This is a genomic window from Kaistia soli DSM 19436, assembly GCF_900129325.1.
Lineage (GTDB): Bacteria > Pseudomonadota > Alphaproteobacteria > Rhizobiales > Kaistiaceae > Kaistia > Kaistia soli.
The window spans coordinates 366722-386824 of record NZ_FQUP01000003.1 but is presented as its reverse complement, the minus strand read 5'-3'; the positions used below and the strand labels follow the sequence as shown (position 1 = coordinate 386824).

Sequence of the window (20103 nt, the reverse complement as noted above, 5' to 3'; positions counted from 1 at the left end):
AAGCGGTCGCCGCCGAGGGCAGCGGGCCTGGTCTCAGAGCGACGGTGCCCGGCGCGAAGCCCGGACGTCCCGTGCTCCTGCTCGCCCCTTCAACTGGTCGGCTGCAGGAAGCTGTCGATATGCGCGGCCACCTGCAACAGGTGATTGTCTTCGCGAAAGCGTCCAATCAGTTGGCAGCCGATCGGCAGCGCGCTTCCGTCTCGGGATGTCGGGAGCGCGACGATGGGGACGTGAAGCGCTGTCCACATCCTGTTCATGGTCGGCAATCCGGTGCCGCTGCCGATCAGTGGCGCAGCGCCGGTTGTGGCCGGCGCAATGATCGCGTCGAACGAATGTGCGAGATCGGCAAAGACGGCGCGGCAGCGCGCTGCCAGCGCGAGCGCGTCGGCAAGGCGGTCCGTCGTCCCGGCCCGAGGGGCCGCGTCCTCCTCGAAAATCGCCGCGAGGTCAGGGTGCATCTGCTCGCGCCAGCAGTCGTAGTAGCGCCGGAACGAGATGCGCGCCTCGCCGCGCATGATTGCGAGTTGCGCCGCTGATAGGCCATCGAACAGCGGCGGCAGCGTCGCTTCGCCGAGGTCGATGCCCGCCGCGGCAAGTCTATCGACCGCCGCCTGGAAGACGAAACGGCCGTCTCCGTCAACTTCGTCCCATTGCGGGGTCCAGCAGATCCCTACGCGAAGTCGGCGCGGGTCAGCGGCGACCGGTCGGGGAGCGGGCGGAAAGGGAAACAGCGAGGCGACGAGTGCGAGATCGGCGACCGATCGGGCGTGCCAGCCGACGCAATCGAGCGAGGGCGCATGCGGGTGGACGCCGCCCACCGGCACGACGCCGTGACTCGGCTTCAGCGCATGGATCCCGACATAAGAAGCTGGTCGGACGAGCGATCCGCCGGTCTGCGTCCCGATAGCAAAGGGGACCATTCCTGCGGCAACTGCAGCCGCCGAACCGGACGATGATCCCCCCGGCGTTCTCGTCGGATCGCGCGGGTTGCGCGTCGGCGGAATGCGGCCAGTCGCGGCGAGTTCCACGCTTTCGGTCTTGCCGAGCACGATGGCACCGGCCCGGCGAAGCGTCGCAACGACAGCGGCATCGGCGTGGGCCACGCGCCCGATCGGTAAGTCGGAGCCGAACTGCGTTTCCATGCCGGCGACGTCGATGACGTCCTTCACCCCGAATGGCAGGCCCTGAAGCGGCCCATCCCGGCCGACGCCATTGTCCAACAGACGCGCCGCGGCGATGGAGGCATCCGCGTCAACTGACACGAATGCGCGAATCGTCGGCTCGCGCTCCGCAATCCTGTCGAGGCAGGAGCGAACCAACTCCTCCGCCCCGAGTTGCCTCGAGCGGATCAGCGCCAGCGCCGACGACGCGTCGAGATCGCACGGCGCAGCTACGCCGCGCGGCATCACGCGGCGATATCCCCGGGCGGCAGCGGTTCGCAGTCGACGGGCAATTCGGCGGCGAGGAGCTTGCGCGTATAGGGGTGCTCGGCGCGCTCGAAGATGGCCTCCGTGCTGCCCTGTTCGACGATCTTGCCGAGATGCATCACCGCGACGCGATGGGCGAGCGAGCGGACCGAGTTGAGGTCATGCGTGATGAACAGTGCCGCGAGGTTCATCTGCGACTGCAACCCACGAATGAGATCGATGATCTGGGCGCGGACGCGAATGTCGAGCGCGGTGGTTGGCTCGTCGAAGACAATGAAGCTCGGCTTCGTGGCGAGCGCCCGCGCCACGCCGACGCGCTTTTGCTCGCCGGCCGTCAACTCATGCGGCCGCGCTTCGGCGAGAGCGGTGGGCAGATGGACTGCCTCGAGGAGCTCCGCCACCCGCCGCGCGCGCTCGGCGGAGGTCATGGGCTCGATGAGTGCCATCGGCTCGGCGAGCAGGTCGCGCACGCGCCAGCGCGGATTGAGCGCGACATAGGGTTCCTGAAACACCATCTGCATGTTGCGCCGGAGCGGCCGAAAAGCGTTCTCGCGAAGGTCGGTGATGTCGCGGCCGTTGAAGATGATGCGGCCATCGGTGTTGTCGAGCAGACGCATCAGGCATTGGCCCGCCGTCGTCTTGCCGGAGCCGCTTTCGCCGACAAGGGCCAGCGTTTCGCCGGCTGCGATCGAGAAGCTGACCCCATCGACGGCCCGGATCGGCTCGACCGAACCAGGGACCGCAAAATGCATCGTCAGGTCGCGGACGCTGACCAGTGGCGGGCGGTCGTCCTCGGCGAGCGGCCGCTGCAGCGTCGGCCGGGCTCGGGCGGCGTCGAGGAGTTCGCGGCTATAGGGGTTTGCAGGCGCAGCCAGGAAGGGCTCGACGTCGCCGACTTCCACGAGCCGGCCAGCTTTCATCACGGCGACGCGGTCGCAATAATGCCGGACGATGCCGAGGTCGTGCGTGACGAGAAGCACCGACAGGCCGCGCTCCCGCGAGCGTTCGACCAGGCTCTCGAGCACTTGCGCCTGGACGGTCGCGTCGAGGCCGAGTGTTGCGTCATCAGCGAGCAGGACGTCCGGATTGCCGGCAAGCGCCATCGCGATCACGATGCGCTGCGCCATGCCGCCGGAAAGTTCATGCGGATAGGCGCGGGCACGTCGTTCCGGGTCGTTGATGCCGATCTCGCGCATGAGAGCGACCGCGCGGGCCGTGGCGGCTCGCTTGTCCAACCGTTCATGGCTCCGCACGACGCGCGCGATCTGGTCGCCGACCCGCGCGACAGGATCGAGCAGCGCCTTGGCATTGGTGCCGATCAGGGCCACCTTGCCGCCGCGAAACGCCCTCGCATCCTCGGGCCCCATCGTGCTGACCGGTTGGCCGCGATAACGCACCTGTCCGGCAAGAACCCGGCCACCGGTGGGGAGAAGGCCGATGATGGCGCGGGCGAGCACCGACTTGCCGGCGCCCGTTTCGCCGACGACGCCGAAGATCTCGCGCGGACGCAATTGCAGATCGACACCGTCGATCACGGTCTTGTCGCCGAAGCCGACGCTGAGGCCGTCCAGTTCGACGATAGGCGCCTCGCTACTCTGGCTCATCGCCGCACTCCGGGCCTGCTGGTGTCGAGGAGGCGCTTGGCCTCATCGGAGAGGAGCGCAAAGGACAGAACCGAAAAGACGATTGCGAGGCCGGGGAACAGAGCAACCCACCAGACTCCAAGGATCATCTGCTGGGCGCCGGAGCTCACCATCAGTCCCCATTCCGGCGCGGGCAGCCGCACGCCGGCGCCGATGAATGAAAGGCCCGCGGTCAACAGGATGGCCATGCCGATCGAGACGGAGATCTGCACGATCACCGGCGTCATGGCGTTCGGCAGGATGTGGCGGAACATGATCGCGAAATCACCCGCTCCGCTGCACCGCGCGGCGGCGATGAACGGGCGCTCTCGAAGCGACAGGACTTCGGCGCGGACGATGCGCGAGAACATCGGCACGAACAGCATGCACAGCACGATGACGACGCTCCAGATCTCCTGTCCGAGCACGGCGACCAGCGCCATGCCGAGCACAAAGACGGGAAAGGACTGGATGAAGTCGAAAAAGCGCATCACGAGTGCGCCGGTGAAACCGCGGTAATAGCCGACCAGGACGCCGATCGGCACGCCGATCGCGAGCGAGATCGCCACCGCTGCGAAGCCGATCAGGAGGTTGACGCGCGTGGCGAAGACGATGCGCGAGAAGATGTCCATGCCGAGTTCGTCGGTGCCCAGCCAGTGGATGGCATTGGGTGTTTGGAGCGAGTCGATCGGATTTGCCTCGATCGGCGAAAATGGCGCGATCCACGGGGCGAAGATGATGGCGATCAGTTGGAGCGCCAGCAGGAAGAGACCGATGACAAGGGCGGGGCGGAGGAACGATGAGCGGATCGGTGCGTCGGATGGCATGGTGATCATGTCCTGATCCGCGGATCGACGACTTCATAAAGGATGTCGGCAATCGAATAGACGACGAGGATGAACGCGGAGGCGACGAGCACGAAGCCTTGCAAAGCCGCATAGTCGCTGTTGATCACCGCCTGCACGGCATATTGGCCGAGGCCGCCCCAGGAGAAGATCGTCTCGACCAGCACGGCGGCGCCGAGCAGGAAGCCGAGGATGAAGCTGGAGACGCTGATGATCGGCGGCAGGCTGTTGCGCAGCGCCGCACGGATGATCTGGCGTTCCGGGACACCGCAGGCCCGCATCTGCTCGACGAAAGGCGCGGCCCAGATCTCGGCAAACACCGTCTGGGTCATCTTGGTGACCGCGCCGGCATTGACGATGGTGATCGTGAGAATGGGCAGGATCAGCCGACCGGCGGACGAGCGAAAGGCCTCGAAATCACCTGCGAGAAGGCTGTCTATGGTCAAAAATCCGGTCACGGTCGGCGGTGGCGTCAGCATCATGTCGACGCGTCCAAAGGGGGCAGGCGCCCAGCCGAGCATGTAATAGAGAAAGAAGACGAGGAGCAGGGCGACCCAGAAGTCGGGCAGGGCGCCTGCTGCAAATCCATAAGCGCGCGCGCCCCAGTCAAAGGCGCTGCCCTTCTTTACCACCGAGGTGACGGCGATCGTGACGCCGATGCCAACCGTGCAGATCACGGCGAACAGGATCAGCTCCAGCGTCGCCGGCGCCCGATCGGCAAGGTCATCGAGGATCGGCTTGGAGGTGAAGGGCGAGGTGCCGAGATCGCCATGCAGCACATTGCCCAGGTAGATCGCAAATTGCGTCCAGACATCTTTGTCGAGGCCGAGCTTCTGATGATAGAGCGCGATCGACTCGTCGGTCGCGAAATTGCCGAGGATCAGCCTCGCCGGATCGCCGGGGAGCAGGCGGATCAGGAGGAAGGCGATCAGCGTCACGCCGAACATCTGCGGCACGATCAATGCGATGCGCGTCACGATGATGCGCAGCAGGCGAGGCTGACGGCGCCAGAATTGTCGTGGAGACACGCGCATGAGGCAGCTCCTTCACTGAACCGGGAGAGACGAAGCGAAGCGGCGCGGCGAGCCGTCTGGCCCGCCGCGCCCACGCGCTATTCCTTGTGGTAGTCGAACCAGGCGTTGCCGTTCGGCGTGTACCAGGACGTGCCCTTCACATTGGCCCGCGTCGCAAGCTGATAGCCGGGGTTGAACAGGAACACCCATGGTGCATCCGAGACCACCATCTGCTGCACCTTCTTCATGTCGGCGAGGCGCGCCGGCTCGTCGGTGGCGGTCAGGTTCTTGTCGATCAGCTTGTCGACCTCCGCATTCTTGTAGTGCGAGAAATCCACCATCGACTGGCTGTTGAGCCAGAGATTGGTGACATAGGCGGCGTCCGGGACGATCGCCATGTCGCGCAGGAAGTATGCAGGGATCGTGCCGCCGGAGTAGCGCTCGACCAGCGTCGAACTGGGCAGCTTGGAGAGTTCCAGATCGACGCCAGCCCTCGCAAACGCGGTCTTGAGGATGATCGCGATCTGCTCCTCGATCTCGTCGCCGGTGCGGTAGCCGAGTTCGGTCTTGAAGCCATCCGGATAGCCGGCTTCGGCGAGCAGTGCCTTGGCCTTCGCGACGTCTTCCGTGTAGCCGAAATATTCATCCGTGAAGCCCGGATAGATTTCGGAGACTGGGCTCTTGGTCGGGCGTGCAGTGCCGAAATAGACGCTCTTCTCGATCTGGTCGCGTGGAACGAGATAGTTGAGCGCCTGGCGGACCCGTGGGTCGGTGAAGGGCTTGATCGTGTTGTTCAGGTCGACGCGGTGGATGTAGTTGCCGTAGACCTTGGAAACCTTGACCGAGGGAACCTTGGACAGAAGGTTCAATTCGCGCGGCAGCAGCCATTCCGCGACGTCGATGGCACCGCCCTGGAGCGCGGCCACGCGGTTGGATGAGGTCGGCACCTCGCGGAAGATGATCTTCTTCAGCTTCGGGACGCCGCGATAATAGTCGAGGTTCGCCTCATAGACGACTTCCCGGCCAGGCGTAAAAGTGGTGACCTTGTAGGGCGAGAACGAGGCCGTATTGGTGCTGAGCCACTTGGCCGCCCAGGGATCCTCGGCGGTGACATGCTTCTTCGCCTCGGTCGCATCGATGATCCCAAGATCCGAATTCACCCAGAGGCGCTCGATCAGTGGCGACGGGCCGGGCAGCTGGATCTTGACGGTGTGGTCGTCGATTTTCTGGAAGGCGCTGAAATCGTTGATCTTCAGCATCTGGTGCATATACCAGTAGAAGGTGCCCTTGAGCGTCCAGCCGCGCTCGAAGGTCCACATCAGGTCGTCCGCGGTGAGCGTATTTCCGGCGTGGCTCTTGGCGTCGGTCAGATGGAACGTGATCGACGAGCGGTCCGGCGACACTTCCCAGGACTTCGCCAGCGCGCCGACGAGCTTGTCGAAGTTCTCGACCTGGACGCCGTCTTCGTTGGTCTTCATCTCATAGGCGAGCAGACGCTCATAGACGTTCTTGCGGGCCTCCTGCACGGCCTCGGTCGAAGGATATTCGAGTTCGAGCGACTCCGGGGTGCGGGGGCCGGCGACGATCAAAGTCTCGCTGGCCGTATCGGCCAGTGCCGGAAGTGATGGGAGCACGACTCCTACCACTAACGCCGACGACAAAGCGAATTTGCGTAGATAAGACATAGTCACCTCTGGAATTGTGATTGCTTAAGTCTTTCCCGTCGGAGCTGTTGCTCTCTTATTGAGTTATGGCGTTCCGTAACCGCCCCCGCCGCCGGTCTCGATGATGAGAACGTCGCCTTTGGGTACATGCAGGTTGTAGAATTTCGATGGGCTCTTCAGCCCGTAGAGCTCCCCGAGTTCTGTCGTGACGCCGTCGCGGTGGATCGACCAGCGATTGGGCGTGCCCGGCGAGCCGCCGGCGAGACCCCAGGGGGCAACACGGTGGCGGTCGCCGAGCCCTGAAAGATAGTGGTCGGCCAGCAGGCGATATTCATGGACGGTGCCGTGGCCACCGCGATGGCGTCCCGCGCCGCCTGAGCCATCCCGGATCGCATAGCGATCGACCAGGACCGGATATTTGTGCTCCCAGACTTCGATCGGCTGGTTCATCGACGTCTCGCCCCAGAAATAGACGGCGTCGTTGCCGATCGCGGCGGCGGTCGCACCTTGGCCGCCCTCGTAATAGTTGTACCAAACCGCCTCTGTGCCGGTTCGCGCGTCGTAGGCACGGCCAGCGAGGTTATTGCCCGAGGCGTGGCTTCCGGCGCCGATCCGCTCCGGCACGGCCTCGGCAAAGGCCTTGAGGATCGTTTCCGGGACGCGCTTCGCCATTTCGAACGTGCAGCCATAGACCGGTGCCGGCCACTCGGCATTCACGATCGACCGCGGTGGCGCGATCATCTCGACCTGATCGAAGATGCCATGGTTGACCGGAATGCTCGGGTCGACGAGGGCAACGATCGCCGCATAGGCGCCGGCACGCGCCGAGGTGAAGGTCGCGTTGACGGGTGTCGGCGCCTGCGGCGCCGTGCCGGCGAAATCGAGCAGGAAGCCGGTTTCGGATTTGGTGACCTTGACGCGGATCGGATAGGTGGCGTCGGTCAGCCCGTCATCCTCGATGAAGTCCTCGGCCTCGTAGACGCCATCCGGAATTGCCTTCAGCGCGGCCAGGAAGCGGGCGCGAGAATACTCGATCGCGGCCTCCATGCCGTCGATCACCGCAGCCACGCCATAGCGGGCGGCGAGTGACTGGATGCGGCTCTCGGCAATCGCTGTCGCCGAGACCTGGCTCATCAGGTCGCCCCAGTCGTCTTCGGGAAGACGGACATTGGCAAGAATGAAGTCGCGCGTCTCCTCGATCAGCACGCCCTGCGCATAAAGCCGCGACAGCGGGATGATGAGGCCGTCCTGCACGACATGGGTGGAGGTGCCGGCGCAGCCGCCTGCGCTCATGCCGCCGATATCGGTCCAATGGCCAATATTGACGGCATAGCCGACATGCGTGCCCTCGCAGAACATCGGCCGCGCGACCACCACATCGGACTGATGCGTGGCGAGATAGGGATTGTTGGTGATGAACACGTCGGCAGGCTTCGGAGCGGGGAAGCGTTTCACCATCGCCTGCATGGCGCCCACGAGGGAGCCGAGATGGACGCCGACGCCGCGTGACTGCATGACCATGCGGCCCTTCGTGTCGAACAGGGCGCAAGAGAAGTCGAAGCCCTCGGAGAAGGTCGGCGAATAGGCCGTCAACACCGTGGTCTGGATCATCTCGTCGGTGGTCGAGAAGAGATGATTGCGGATGATCTGCTGGGTGAAGGGGTCGAGGCTGCTCATGAGGGCTGGTCCCCGTTCGTGGCGATGACAAGATTGCGGAAAGGATCGACGCGGACCGCGGCGCCCTCGGCGACGAAGAAGGTCGTATCGACCTCCTCGATGAGGCATGGCCCGGCAAATCGCATGCCGGGCACGAGCCGTGTGCGGTCATAGATGGCAACCGGTCCGGCGACGCCGGTGATGGTCGTCATCCGCTCGGCTGTCGCCACCGCGTCCGGCATCTCCGCCTCGGCCGGGATCGGCAGCGGCGGCATATCGGCAATGGCGGTGACCCGGCTCGTCACGACCATCACGGCGTGACCGTGCCGCGTTCCATAGAGCGCGAAGTGCTTCTCTTCGAAGGCCTCGGCGATCTGGCCGGCTGTCCAATCCGGCTGAACGAGCACGCTGATCTCATGCGCCTGCTTGACGTAGCGAAGGTCGAGGCTGAACTCATAGCGCGGTGCGCCGGTCGCGTTCTCGAAGGCGTCGGTTCCGATCTCGGCGGCGAGGTCGCGGAGAAAGGCCTCGATCTCTCCAGGCGCCAGACTCTCAAGCGGTTTGAGAATGGTGCGGGCGCGGCTGACCTTGAGCGGTGCGCTGACCATGCCGAACGCCGAGAAGACGCTTGGCATGTTGGGAACGATGATCTCCGGGATGCCGACTTCCTTGGCGAGGATCGAGGCGTGCTGCCCGCCGGCCCCGCCGAATGGCACCAGGGTGAAGTCGCGGGGATCGATGCCCTTTTCGACCGTCATCTGGCGGATTGCCGTCGCCATCGCGGCATTGACGACGCGGTAAATGCCTTCCGCCGCAGCCTCGATCGAGACCGAAAAGCGTTCCGCGATCCGGCCGACGGCTGCCCGCGCGCGTTCGACATCGAGGGGAAATGCAGCGTTGGAACGGATGAGCCCGAGCACCAGATTGGCGTCGGTCACGGTGCATTCCGTGCCGCCGCGGCCATAGCAGGCAGGACCCGGATCGGCGCCGGCGCTGCTCGGACCGACGCGCAGCGCACCCCCATCATCGACCCAAACGATGCTGCCGCCGCCGGCACCGATGGTCTTGATGTCGATCGTCGGCGTCTTGATCGGAATGCCCCACTCGACCTCGAACGTGTTCTTGATGTCGAAGCGCCCGTCGCGGATCACCGCGACGTCGAAACTCGTTCCGCCCATGTCGACGGTGACGAGATTGCGCTTGCCGGTCTGGTCGCCGAGGAAGCTGCCGCCGAGCACGCCACCGGCCGGACCCGAAACGCAGAGCGTGACGGGGCGTTCCGACGCTTCGGTTCCGGTCTCGATGCCGCCTTCGGAACTGAGATAGTTGACGAGCCCTGGCTTCCCGACCCGTGCGGCGAGCGCATCGACATAACGGCGGACGCGCGGCATCGAATAGATGTTGGCGACGGTCGTATTGGCACGCTCATATTCGCGGATCTCGCGGCAGATCTTGGACGAGATCGATACCGCCACATGCGGCGCGCGCTCGCGGATCACCGCCTCGACGATGCGTTCGTGCCGGTCGTCGAGATAGGCATGCATCAAGCTGACGGCGATGCCTTCAACGCCAAGGGCCACGATCTCGTCAACGACGGCCGCCACCTGCGCGGCGTCGATCGCGGTTTCGATGGTCCCGTCAGCCATGATCCGCTCGTTCACTTCGAAGCAGAAGGCGCGCGGGATGAGCGGCACGGGCTTGCGCCAGCCGAGATCATAGGGAAGCGGGCGCGTGGCGCGCATGATCTCGAGCACATCGCCGAAGCCGCGGGTCGTGATGAGCGCGGTTCGCGCGCCCTTTCGCTCCAGGATCAGGTTGGTGACGATGGTCGTCCCATGCACCAGTGTCCCGATTTCGTCGACCGGCACGCCGACAGCGTCGAGCGCAGCGAGGAAGCCGTTCTCCGGAGCGGTCGGGGTCGATGGCGTCTTCGCGCGGGTGACTTCGCCCGTCGCCTCGTCGAAGACGACGATGTCGGTGAAGGTTCCGCCGATGTCGATACCGACGCGCTTTGTTTTCTTAAGATCGGTCGTCAAGGTCGATAACCTCACGCTGCGTAGAACTGGTCGACCACGTCGATGGTCCGGTCGATCTCGGCTTCGGTATGGGCGCCGGATACCAGCAGACGCTGGACCTTGCGCGGTTTGGCGTAGATGCCGTGGTCGAAGAGGAAGCTGGCGAATTCGGTCGCGCGGCTCATGTCGTGATGCGCCCAGACGTCGCCGAAGGAATTGAGGCGGCGATCGCTGTTGTGAATCGCGACGATCGAGCGAAAGGCATTCGCATTGGCCGCGATGCCGCGCCGGGCGAAGACCTCTTCGAGACCGGCGCGCAACCGCTCGCCAAGCACCGCGATATGCGCATGGACTTCGCCGTCGGCGAGCTGCCCGATCGTGGCGAGGGCCGCCGAGACGCAGGCGACATTGCCGTTATAGGTCCCCGAGAAGAATGCGCGTCCAGCGGGCGCCAGATGCTCCATCACGGCGCGGCGGCCAGTGATTGCGGCGATCGGCAGGCCGTTGGAAATTGCCTTGCCGAAGCATCCGATATCGGGCGTGACGCCAAAGATTGTCTGAGCGCCGCCGATATGGTGCCTGAAGCCGGTCAGGATCTCGTCGAAGATCAGCAGCGCGCCGTAGTCGGTGCAAAGCTGGCGCAACGTCTCGAGAAAGCCGGGCAGCGGAACGATATTGCCGGTCAGCGGTCCGTGCATCACGGGTTCGACCACGACGCCGGCGATCCGATCGCCCTCGACGCGGAACAGTTCCTTCACGGCCTCGATGTCGTTGTAGTCGAGAACGCGGATCGACGCGATCGTCTCTGCCTTGAGGCCCGTCGTTTCCGGGATCGGCTGGTAGAGACCGTCATTGCCGGGGCCGCCGGCATAAGACTGGACGTTGAAAAGGAAGTCTTCGTGCCAGCCGTGATAGGAGCCGGCGAACTTAACGAAGATCGACCGCCCCGTCGCAGCGCGGGCCAGCCGGCCCGCCATATAGAGCGTGTCGGATCCAGCGTTGAGAAAGCCCGACATCTCGGCACAGGGGATGTGCTTCGCCATCGCTTCGCCGAGCTCGACCTCAAGGTCGTTCGCAGCGCAAAAGACCGTGCCGCGCGTGCGCATCGTCTCGGCGACTGCCGCATCGACACGCGGGTCGGCATGGCCGAGCACGGCCGGACCGGCGCCGTTCCAGTAGTCGATATATTCGCGGCCATCGACGTCGTAGACCTTCGAGCCGAAGCCGCGCTTCAGGTAGTGCGGGTAGGGGGCATAATACTTGCCGTCGCCCTGTGCCCCGAGCGGCGCCACCTTGCTGGCGCGCTCAAACAGAGCTTTCGAGCCCGCGATGGCGTCGGTGGGGAGATAGCTGAAATTGGACACATCGTCCTCCCGGAGATTCGGTTCTTGTCGGCGCGCTGTGCTGACCATTGCCGTCGCATGCCGCCCGGTATCGCGCTGGCATCGCCCCTCGGCTGTGCCGTCGCGAATGCCAGCTCTTCGAAGGGCGCGTATCGGCCGCCCTCTCTTTACATCTGATATGATATCAAACTTTATCACATTTTCAGGCAATGCCATAAAATGGGCACGTCAGAGCCTGACTGCCTATTTGCTGAACTCCATGGCCGGCTGCACTGCGATGGCCAGCGTGGGGCCAGCAATATCAAGGCGTTATTCCTTCGGGTGGGTCGCGGGTGTGCCGAGAAATGAAGCGGCGGCTCGATAAGCTCGCCATCAAGAACGTTGGAGGTGGATGCTTGACTTGCGCCCGCGCGCGGTCGATTGAACAAGAGTTGTCTTGCGATCGATCGCACTACTCGGCCGTCCGGATCAGCTGACCAACCCACGATGCTTGCTGCAGAAAACCCTCCGACCTTCTCCAAGACGGATCACGCCTATGAGACGCTGCGTCGGCGCATCCTTGATGGCACGCTGAAGCCTGGAGAGCGGTTGCGGCTTTCGCATATCGCGGGCGAGCTAGGTCTCAGCGAAATGCCGGTCCGCGAGGCGCTGCGGCTGCTGCACAAGGATGGGCTCGTTCTGCTCAACCTGCATCGCAGCGCGGAAGTCGCGCGGCTGTCATTCCAGTCAGCCTGGGAAATCGAAGAGGTACGGTTGCGGCTCGAGGCATTCGCCTGTGCCGCCGCAGCGCCTTATCACGACGCTGAAACGGTCAAGTCGATGCGCTGGCTCATAGGCGAGCTTCAACTAGATCTCGAGCATCCTGTCGCGACGGCGCGCGGCAACCGGGCATTCCACACGCTCTTGATGTCCCGCGCGCCGAATGCCTTTCTGCGCGCGCATATCCAGGAGCTGTGGGACCGCACCTGGCAATATTCCTCGGCATCATTCTTTGATTTCATGCCGGATCGGACGCCAATGCTTCCGGTGGAGAACAACCGGATCGTCGATCTCATCGAGCAGCGCGACCAGAAGGGTCTCGAGAACTATCTTGCCGAGCGTCTCGACAATATCTGCATGGCATGGAGCCGCGCCGTGCGCCGCGCCCAACAGGCGCAGCCTGCTGCTATCTGAGGCGCGGGCGGGAGAGCAGGGGCCGCTGCCTCAAGCAGCCTTGTGTTCCGTGAGCCAGTGGCGGGCGATATCCTCGCGCCGGCAGATCCAGACATCGTCATGCCGCGCCACATGGTCGAGGAATCGTTCAAGGCCGGAGATGCGTGCTGCGTGGCCGATGATCCGAGAATGCAGACCCACCGACATCATCTTCGGTGTCTCGGCGCCTTCCCGGTACAGCACGTCGAAGGCCTCGATCAGGTAATCGGCGAACTGCCGTCCCGTCGAGATGCCGCCGCGAACGAATTTCGTGTCGTTGTTGGTGAGCGTATAAGGCACCACAAGATGCGGCTGGCCGGCAACCTGCACATAGTAGGGCAGATCGTCGGCGTAGCTGTCGGAATCATAGAGAAATCCGCCATGTTCGGCGATGATGCGCCGGGTGAAGACGCTCGGTGCATAGCGGCAGTACCAGCCGGATGGCGGTGAGCCGAGCGTTTCCGTCAGGCTCGCGACGGCCTTCGCGACCAGTTCGCGCTCCCGCTCCTCGCCGAGCAACTGCACGGGCTCCCAGCGATAGCCATGGCAGCAGACGTCAAAGCCGGCTGAACGGATCGCCGCGGCGATCGCCGGATTGCGCTCGATGGCCACGGCGCACGCAAACGTCGTCGCAGTCACGCCGCGTTCGGCAAGCGTGCGCAAGATGCGCCAGAAGCCGGCGCGCGCGCCATATTCGAACATCGATTCCGCGGCGAGATCGCGGCCCTTGAAACCGCCGACGCCGCCTTCGGTCAAACCGTCCTCGGTCATTTCATCGCCGTCCGGGAACGACCGCTCGGATCCCTCCTCGACATTCAGCACGATGTTGAGCGCCAGCCGGGCGCCGCCCGGCCAACGCGGATGGGGCGGGGTCGGACCGTAGCCTATGAAGTCGCGTGGGGGCAGATCGTTGTCGGTCATGGCAGATCCCGGTGCTCGATGGTGATCGCGGTGGGAAGGGAGAACCAGTCCGTCTCTCCGGTCACCCCGTGGGCAGCCATCACAACGACGAAGTCGATCGCGGCGTCGATGCTCGTGAGGCCGTGGTGCCAGACGCCAGGATGGTAGGTGAAGCCCGTGGCCGGTGGACACAGGAACGCCCGCAACGCCTTGGGATCAGGCATGCCTTCGGCATCTTTCCCGCAAACGACCACCAGCGCGTGGCCGCTGCCGAGCGGCATGAAGGATTGTGCGCCATGCGGATGGCGCTCCAGCTTGTCGATCCGGAGCGGCCATTGGGCCGGTTTAACGGGGTGGATCCAGAGGGCGGGTCTGGCATCTGGCAGCGGCGTTGCGAGCACGGCCGGGAGATAATGGCGCTCAGACCCGCCGGGGTGGCGGATCAGCGCGCCAAACGCCGCGAACGACGTGTCTGTCAGCGGCTCGACGCGCATCTAGACCCCGAGCCTCTTCTCTTCGGCGATGAACCAGTCGCAGATCTCGGCGCCGGTGCAGTGGACGACGCCTTCCTTTGCGAGGATGTGATCGTAAAGCTCCTCGAGATAGCCGATGCGATGCGGCACGCCCGTCAGGTAGGGATGGATGGAAATCGCCATGACGCGCGGCGTTTCGGCACCTTCGAGGTAGAGCCGATCGAACTGGGCGATGCCACGCTTCATCAGTTCGTCCGAACTGTGGCCCTGGACGGCGTGAACGACAACATCGTTGAGTTCGACCGTATACGGGACCGAAACGATCGATCCTCCGGCGGCGGCCAGGCGCACCGGCTGGTCGTCCAGGCACCAGTCGCAGACGTAGTCGATACCCGCCTCGACAAGCCGGTCGATCGTCTCTTCGGTCTCGGTCAGGCCGGGGCTTTCCCAGCCACGCGGCGCCCGGCCAGTGAATTCGGCAATCGCAGCAATCGTGCGTCGTATGGCATCCGCCTGGTCGGCGACATCATGCATTGGGCGCTGTTCATAGCCATGGCCGACGAAATCCCAACCCGCGTCGCGGGCTGCCGTGCAGACTTCCGGATAAGCCGCGATCGCCGATCCGTTCACGGCGAAGCTAGCCTTGAGCCCGCGCGACGAGAGCACGTCGAGGAAGCGCCAGAACCCGACGCGAAGTCCGTATTCATGCCAGGCCCAGTTTGGAATGTCGGGAAGCAGCATGCGGCCCATCGGCGGCGGGAGAACTGCGCGCGGCATCGGCCGGGCAGGGCTCCAGTTCTCGACATTGACGATCGTCCACACCGCAACGCGAGCATCGCCCGGCAGGCGGAAGGCCGGCCGGCTCGTGATTGGCGAAAACGGCACGCGGCCCGCGATCTTGGCAGGGTCGATCACTCTGTCCATGAGGTGAGGTCCTTCGTGCGCCGTCAGATCATCACATCGCCGCCGTTTGGCGACAGCGTTTGTCCGACGAAATAGGATCCGGATTCGGAGGCGAGCAGCAGGACAGCCGGGGCAATCTCGTCCGGCTGACCGAAACGACCGATCGGCAACTGGCCCATCTTCATGGCCCGCCATGAATCCGACATTCCCATCAGAAGTTCGGTCTCGACCGGTCCTGGCGCGATGGCATTCACCAGCACGTCATGCGGAGCGCCCTCATAGGACAAGGCGCGGGTAAACCCGACAATGCCGGCCTTGGCGGCACAGTAATGGGCGAGATTGGGCGCGCCCTTGTAAGCCAGTTGCGACGCGAAATTGATGATCCTGCCATAGCGCCGCGAAACCATGTCGTCGAAGACCTGACGCGTCGCGAGGAAGGTGCCGCGCAGATGCACCCCCATCATCGTGTCCCAATCGGCCACCGTGATCGAACCAAACGGCTTGTCACCGCCGATCCCGGCGCAATTGACCAGGATGTCGATCGCGTCCGCTTCCTGGCGGACACCGTCGAAGAACGCCGCGACGGCCTGCTCGTCGGCGACGTCGCAAACCGTGCCTTTCGCGAACCGGCCGTCTGTCGACAGGCGCGCATCAAGAGCCTCTGCCCGCGCCTCGTCGCCAACATGACAATAGAAGACGCGCGCGCCGTGTTCGACGAATGTTTCGACGATCGCGGCGCCGATGCCGCGGCTGCCCCCTGTGACCACCGCGGTGCGGCCGGCCAAACTGAACGATTTCATGCCGATCTCCATTTGTGATATCTGATCAAATATCGGAAATGGATGCAAGCGGAAGCGCCTCGCTTAGCGAGCTGCGGCAACTCGCCGTCGCGTGATGAAGAGCGCAAGCCTGGGCTAAGGGGTTCGTGCGTCGACGGGACGCGAGGGAATGGTGCCGGAAGCGCGGCAGATAGGCTAGAACGGGATGACGACTCCCGCGCGGCGACGCCGCGTAACCAAGCCCTGTTCGCGAGAGCCATGGCCAGAGCCCCGACCGGCGGCAGCAAGCCCTATTATCAGATCGTGCGCGAGGTTCTCTCGGCCAATGTCGCTGCCGGCAATCTGCCTGTCGGCACGCGCCTCCTAACCACGGCGGTCGCTGACCGGCTCGGCGTCAGTCGGCCGCCCGTGAAGCGCGCGCTCGAACTGCTCGAGGCCGACGGCGTGATTACGGCTCTGAGTTCGCAGGGCTATGTGGTCGGCGATGCGGCAGCGGGTACGAGCCCCGAACGTACCAATCTCCATCGCCTTGAACTCGACCTGCCCTTGGAGCTCGGTGACAATCTTGGCCAGGCGAGCTGGGAGCGGATCTTCGAGGCCGTCGAGGCAGAGATCCTGAACTGCATCCCGTTCGGGACTTTTCAGATATCGGAATCTCTCATCGGCGAGCATTTCGACGTCAGCCGGACTGTCGTGCGCGATGTGCTGTCCCGGCTGGACGCCCGAGGCTTGATCGTGAAGGATCGCAGCTCCCATTGGATCGCGGGGCCGCTCAGCGCCCGCATGCTGGACGACGCGCATGAAATCCGCCGATTGATCGAGCCGGGCGCATTGGCATCGGCCATGCCGATGCTCTCAGCCGGCTTTCTGCGCGACAGCCGCGCGGCAGTGACGGAAGCGCTCGAGCGCTCGACGGCGCTCTCGGTCGGCGAGGTCGATGCAATGGAGCAGGCGCTGCATGTCGAGGCTCTGGAGCCGCTGCGAAACAGACGTCTTGCTGGTGCCGTCCGCCTCCAGCAGGTTTCGCTCGTCATCAACAGGCTATTCGCCACCTATATCGGCCTGCACGACGAGAGCGACATGCTGCGCGAGCATGCCCTCATCCTGGATCACATGCTGCTTGGCGATGCCGAGGGCGCTACGGTTGCCATGCGCCATCATCTTGATGCCGACCATGCGCGCAGCCGCGCCCGCCTCAAGGTTCTTTCCGTGTTCGACGCAGCCGAGATCGCTCCCTATCTCGTCCGCATTCACTAGCCGCCGCGCAGGATCTTCGCTTGTCTCAACCCCTTAAGCTCCGCGTCATCGGCCGCAGCGAGGTTCTGCCCCGCCCGGTGCTGGAGCTGGCCGCGGCCGACCTTCCCTTCGACATCGAATTCGAGCTGATCGACAGCGTGAAGGGTCTTCAGCGGGTGGTCTCCAGCCCCGATACCTTCGATGTCTATCACCAGTGGCACACGGTGGACCTGATCTGGACCGCGCGCGCGATCCAGGCGATCGATCTTTCGCGCATCGATCACGCCGATCTCATCCGCGGCCAGGCCTATGAGCGGCAGGGCGATGCGCGGGCGATGGGCTCGGTGTTCAACCAGCTGTTCCTTCAGCCGTCCGGCGCGCTCGGTTCGACGCCGACTGGCCGCATCGTCATGCTGCCGCTCCTGCACGGCGTTGACGCCTTCGCCTATCTGCCATCGGTGTTGAAGGAGTTCGGCAATGGCACGCCGAACAGCTGGGGTTGGCTGCTCGACCCGCGCCTTGCCGGCCGCGTGGCGATCATGAGCGATCCGGTGCTCGGCATGATCGAGGCGGCGCTTGCCGTCGAGGCGTCCGAGGACATCCGTTTCGCCGAGGTCGGAAATCTCACCGTCGAGGAAATCGACACGGTCGTCGATATCCTGCTGCGCAAGAAGAAGCTCGGCCATTTCAAGACGATCTGGAGCAACTATCTCGAATGCGCCCGCTCGATGCAGCGCGGCGTGGTGCTGCAATCGATGTTCTCGCCGGCGCTCGCCATGCTGCGCAGCCAGGGCGTGCCGGTGATTGCCGCCGTTCCGCGCGAAGGCTATCGCGGCTGGCACGTCGACCTCTGCATTTCTTCGGCGGCGACGGGCGAGCGGCTCGACGCCGCCTATGCCTATCTCAACTGGTGGATGAACGGGAAGGGCGGCGCCGTCACGACGCGGCAGGGTTATTATTTCGCCCAGCCCGAGCTCGTGCGGCCCCATCTTTCGGCGGCGGAGTGGGACTATTGGTATGCCGGAAAGCCGGCCGAGGCGGTGCTCACAGATCCACTCGGCCAGCCGATGGTCGCGCTTGGCGAAGTCCGCGAGGGCGGCTCCTATTTCGAGCGGATGTCGCGTGTCCGCGTCTGGAACGCCTTCATGGACGAGCATACCTATCTCGTCCGCCGCTGGCGGGAATTCCTCGAGGCCTGAGAGGCCGCGCCGAAACGCGGCCTCTGAATATTTACGCGGCTGCGCGCCGCGCCGCGGTCGCGGTTCCATCGAGCCTGCCGGCGACGATCACCACGCCATAGTCGCGCTCGGCTATCTCCGCCGAGATGAGATCCTCGAGCACGTCCGAGAGCACGGATTCCGGATCGCGCTCGAACGGGTTGCCGTATCCACCGCCACTTGGACCTTCCGAGATCAGGTGATCGCCAGCACGGATCTTGTGGTAGGGCACCTTGGAGACGAGGTCCTCGCTGCCGCCCGCCTTGTGGACGAGCTTCAACGACGCCTGGAAGCCGTCATCGCCGCCGTCATACCCCCAGGGACGGTAGCGATGCCCGTCGCCCTCGACCGAGAAGGCGCCGTCGTCGAGGAACGTGAACTCGCGGATCGTGCCAATGCCGCCGCGGGTGCGACCAGCTGCCATCGCATTGTGGCGAAGCTCGTAGCGGTCGACGCGGATCGGCAGATGGGATTCAATGTCTTCGATCGGGTTGTTGCGCGTATTGGCGAACAGCGTGTCGACTGCATCCATGCCGTCCGATCCGTAGCGGCCGCCATAGCTGCCCTCGAGGATCTCCATATGCACCCACTGCTGGCCTTCGCGCATGCCGGAAAAGGCGACGACGCGAAGATTGCCGATGCCTGCTGAAACCTGCTGCGGCACTGCCTGAGCGAGCGCCTTCATCACGGTGTCGGCCAGCGCGTTGCCGGGGCAGAAGCGGGCGATCACAGGCGCCGGGAAGATCGGATTGGCGATCGTGCCGCGCGGGGCAACGATGGTTATCGGGCGCGAGAGACCTTCGTTTTGCGGGATGCTGCCATAGACGACGCTGTCGAGCAGGATCGAGCGAAGTGTCAGCCAGATGGAGATATCGACCGTGCCGACGAGCGGCATGTTGATCGGTTTGTCCGGCAATTGCGGTGCCGTTCCCGTCAGATCGACGGTGATGCTGTCGCCGCGGACCTTCAATGTGACGGCGATCGGCAGGTCGCGGCGCGAGGGATCGGCGTCGTCGAGGAAGCCATCGATATGGGTGACCGCCGAATAGTCGCCATCGGGCAGAGCGGAAATCGCGTTGCGCATCAGCCGCTCGGAATAGTCGAGCAGATCCTCGAACGCATCCATCACGGTCTTCAGGCTGTGCTGATGGACGAGTGCCAGGAAGCGTTCGGCGCCGATCTGCGCCGTCTGGACCTGGGCCTCCATGTCGCCGACCACCAGCGCCGAGGCGCGGATATTGTCGCGGAGAATCGACCAGACGGCCTCGTTACGACGTCCGGCTTCCACGACCTTGATCGCCTTGAACTGCAAGCCCTCGGCATAGGTGTCGACTGCATCGACGATGCCCGTGCTGCCCGGCGTCAGCGCACCGATATCGAGGTGATGCGCGGTGGTGACTGAGAAGCCGATCAGCGTCCCATCGAGGAACACGGGAACCGCGAAGCCGACATCAGGACCATGGCTGGCGCCGCCATAGGGGTCATTGTGCATAATGACGTCGCCGGGCTGCAGCGTCTCGCCGCGAGCAGCCATCTGCTTCAGGATGCCCCTGACATAGCCGGGGATTGGCCCGGATTGCAGAGGCGTGCTCATCTTGCATTCGCAGAGCTGCCGGCCCGTCGCATCTGTGAGCGCGGTGCCGAAATCCTCGGACTCGCGGATGATGCTCGAATAGCTCATGCGCATGAGCTTGTGGCCCATTTCGACCGCGATGTTTTCCAGCGCGCCCTGGATGACGGCGCCAGTGACGGGGTCGACGCGGGTCGGCGCAGCGGCGTGGCCGGAATGTGCGTTCAGCGTGGTCTCGCTCATCTTCGT

The 20103-nt window shown here is 64.4% G+C and carries 16 protein-coding genes; 3 read left to right on the top strand and 13 right to left on the bottom strand.

Annotated features, from left to right (window positions below):
* Positions 1 to 89 precede the first annotated feature (89 nt).
* The 8 genes from BUB39_RS15210 to BUB39_RS15175 form a co-directional block, all read right to left on the bottom strand.
* Positions 90 to 1406: an amidase gene (locus BUB39_RS15210; RefSeq protein WP_073054864.1), complete on the bottom strand. Its 1317-nt coding sequence runs from the start codon at positions 1404 to 1406 to the stop codon at positions 90 to 92.
* A complete protein-coding gene (nikE, locus tag BUB39_RS15205; RefSeq protein ID WP_073054863.1) occupies positions 1406 to 3031 on the bottom strand; it encodes a nickel ABC transporter ATP-binding protein NikE in 1626 nt (541 codons plus the stop codon). The genes BUB39_RS15210 and nikE overlap by 1 nt, the downstream gene beginning before the upstream one ends.
* The gene (locus BUB39_RS15200) at positions 3028 to 3885 is read right to left on the bottom strand and encodes an ABC transporter permease (protein ID WP_244540263.1); all 858 of its coding nucleotides are present in this window, start codon (positions 3883 to 3885) and stop codon (positions 3028 to 3030) included. Before BUB39_RS15200 ends, nikE begins: the two co-directional genes overlap by 4 nt.
* Complete coding sequence (locus BUB39_RS15195; RefSeq protein WP_084527441.1) at positions 3882 to 4928, bottom strand: ABC transporter permease; 1047 nt, start codon at positions 4926 to 4928, stop codon at positions 3882 to 3884. Before BUB39_RS15195 ends, BUB39_RS15200 begins: the two co-directional genes overlap by 4 nt.
* A gap of 77 nt (positions 4929 to 5005) precedes the next feature.
* Positions 5006 to 6541, bottom strand: a complete 1536-nt coding sequence (locus BUB39_RS15190; protein WP_244540262.1) for an ABC transporter substrate-binding protein — start codon at positions 6539 to 6541, stop codon at positions 5006 to 5008.
* 114 nt (positions 6542 to 6655) lie between these two features.
* On the bottom strand, positions 6656 to 8248 hold the full coding sequence (locus tag BUB39_RS15185) for a hydantoinase B/oxoprolinase family protein (protein WP_073054859.1): 1593 nt from the start codon (positions 8246 to 8248) through the stop codon (positions 6656 to 6658).
* A complete protein-coding gene (locus BUB39_RS15180) occupies positions 8245 to 10263 on the bottom strand; it encodes a hydantoinase/oxoprolinase family protein (protein ID WP_073054857.1) in 2019 nt (672 codons plus the stop codon). Before BUB39_RS15180 ends, BUB39_RS15185 begins: the two co-directional genes overlap by 4 nt.
* Positions 10264 to 10274: 11 nt before the next feature.
* Positions 10275 to 11606 (bottom strand): aspartate aminotransferase family protein, encoded by a 1332-nt coding sequence (locus BUB39_RS15175; RefSeq protein WP_175561881.1) that lies wholly within the window; start codon positions 11604 to 11606, stop codon positions 10275 to 10277.
* 465 nt (positions 11607 to 12071) lie between these two features.
* On the opposite strand from BUB39_RS15175, the gene BUB39_RS15170 reads away from it, so the two are divergent.
* Positions 12072 to 12758 (top strand): GntR family transcriptional regulator, encoded by a 687-nt coding sequence (locus BUB39_RS15170; RefSeq protein WP_073054855.1) that lies wholly within the window; start codon positions 12072 to 12074, stop codon positions 12756 to 12758.
* A 30-nt stretch (positions 12759 to 12788) separates the two neighbouring features.
* On the opposite strand, the gene BUB39_RS15165 is transcribed toward BUB39_RS15170, so the two are convergent.
* The 4 genes from BUB39_RS15165 to BUB39_RS15150 are packed head-to-tail and all read right to left on the bottom strand — an operon-like array spanning position 12789 to position 15852.
* On the bottom strand, positions 12789 to 13697 hold the full coding sequence (locus tag BUB39_RS15165) for an allantoinase PuuE (protein ID WP_073054853.1): 909 nt from the start codon (positions 13695 to 13697) through the stop codon (positions 12789 to 12791).
* The gene (locus BUB39_RS15160; RefSeq protein WP_073054851.1) at positions 13694 to 14170 is read right to left on the bottom strand and encodes an ureidoglycolate lyase; all 477 of its coding nucleotides are present in this window, start codon (positions 14168 to 14170) and stop codon (positions 13694 to 13696) included. Before BUB39_RS15160 ends, BUB39_RS15165 begins: the two co-directional genes overlap by 4 nt.
* Positions 14171 to 15073 (bottom strand): polysaccharide deacetylase family protein, encoded by a 903-nt coding sequence (locus BUB39_RS15155; protein ID WP_073054849.1) that lies wholly within the window; start codon positions 15071 to 15073, stop codon positions 14171 to 14173. It lies immediately after the preceding gene.
* Between the two features lie 23 nt (positions 15074 to 15096).
* On the bottom strand, positions 15097 to 15852 hold the full coding sequence (locus BUB39_RS15150) for an SDR family NAD(P)-dependent oxidoreductase (RefSeq protein ID WP_073055602.1): 756 nt from the start codon (positions 15850 to 15852) through the stop codon (positions 15097 to 15099).
* Positions 15853 to 16089: 237 nt separating this feature from the next.
* Here BUB39_RS15150 and BUB39_RS15145 point away from each other — a divergent pair, with 237 nt between their 5' ends.
* Complete coding sequence (locus tag BUB39_RS15145) at positions 16090 to 17088, top strand: GntR family transcriptional regulator (RefSeq protein WP_073054847.1); 999 nt, start codon at positions 16090 to 16092, stop codon at positions 17086 to 17088.
* A gap of 20 nt (positions 17089 to 17108) precedes the next feature.
* Positions 17109 to 18266, top strand: a complete 1158-nt coding sequence (locus tag BUB39_RS15140; protein ID WP_073054845.1) for an ABC transporter substrate-binding protein — start codon at positions 17109 to 17111, stop codon at positions 18264 to 18266.
* Positions 18267 to 18297: 31 nt separating this feature from the next.
* Here BUB39_RS15140 and BUB39_RS15135 read toward each other — a convergent pair whose 3' ends face one another.
* Positions 18298 to 20097 (bottom strand): hydantoinase B/oxoprolinase family protein, encoded by a 1800-nt coding sequence (locus BUB39_RS15135; protein ID WP_073054843.1) that lies wholly within the window; start codon positions 20095 to 20097, stop codon positions 18298 to 18300.
* Positions 20098 to 20103: the final 6 nt, after the last annotated feature.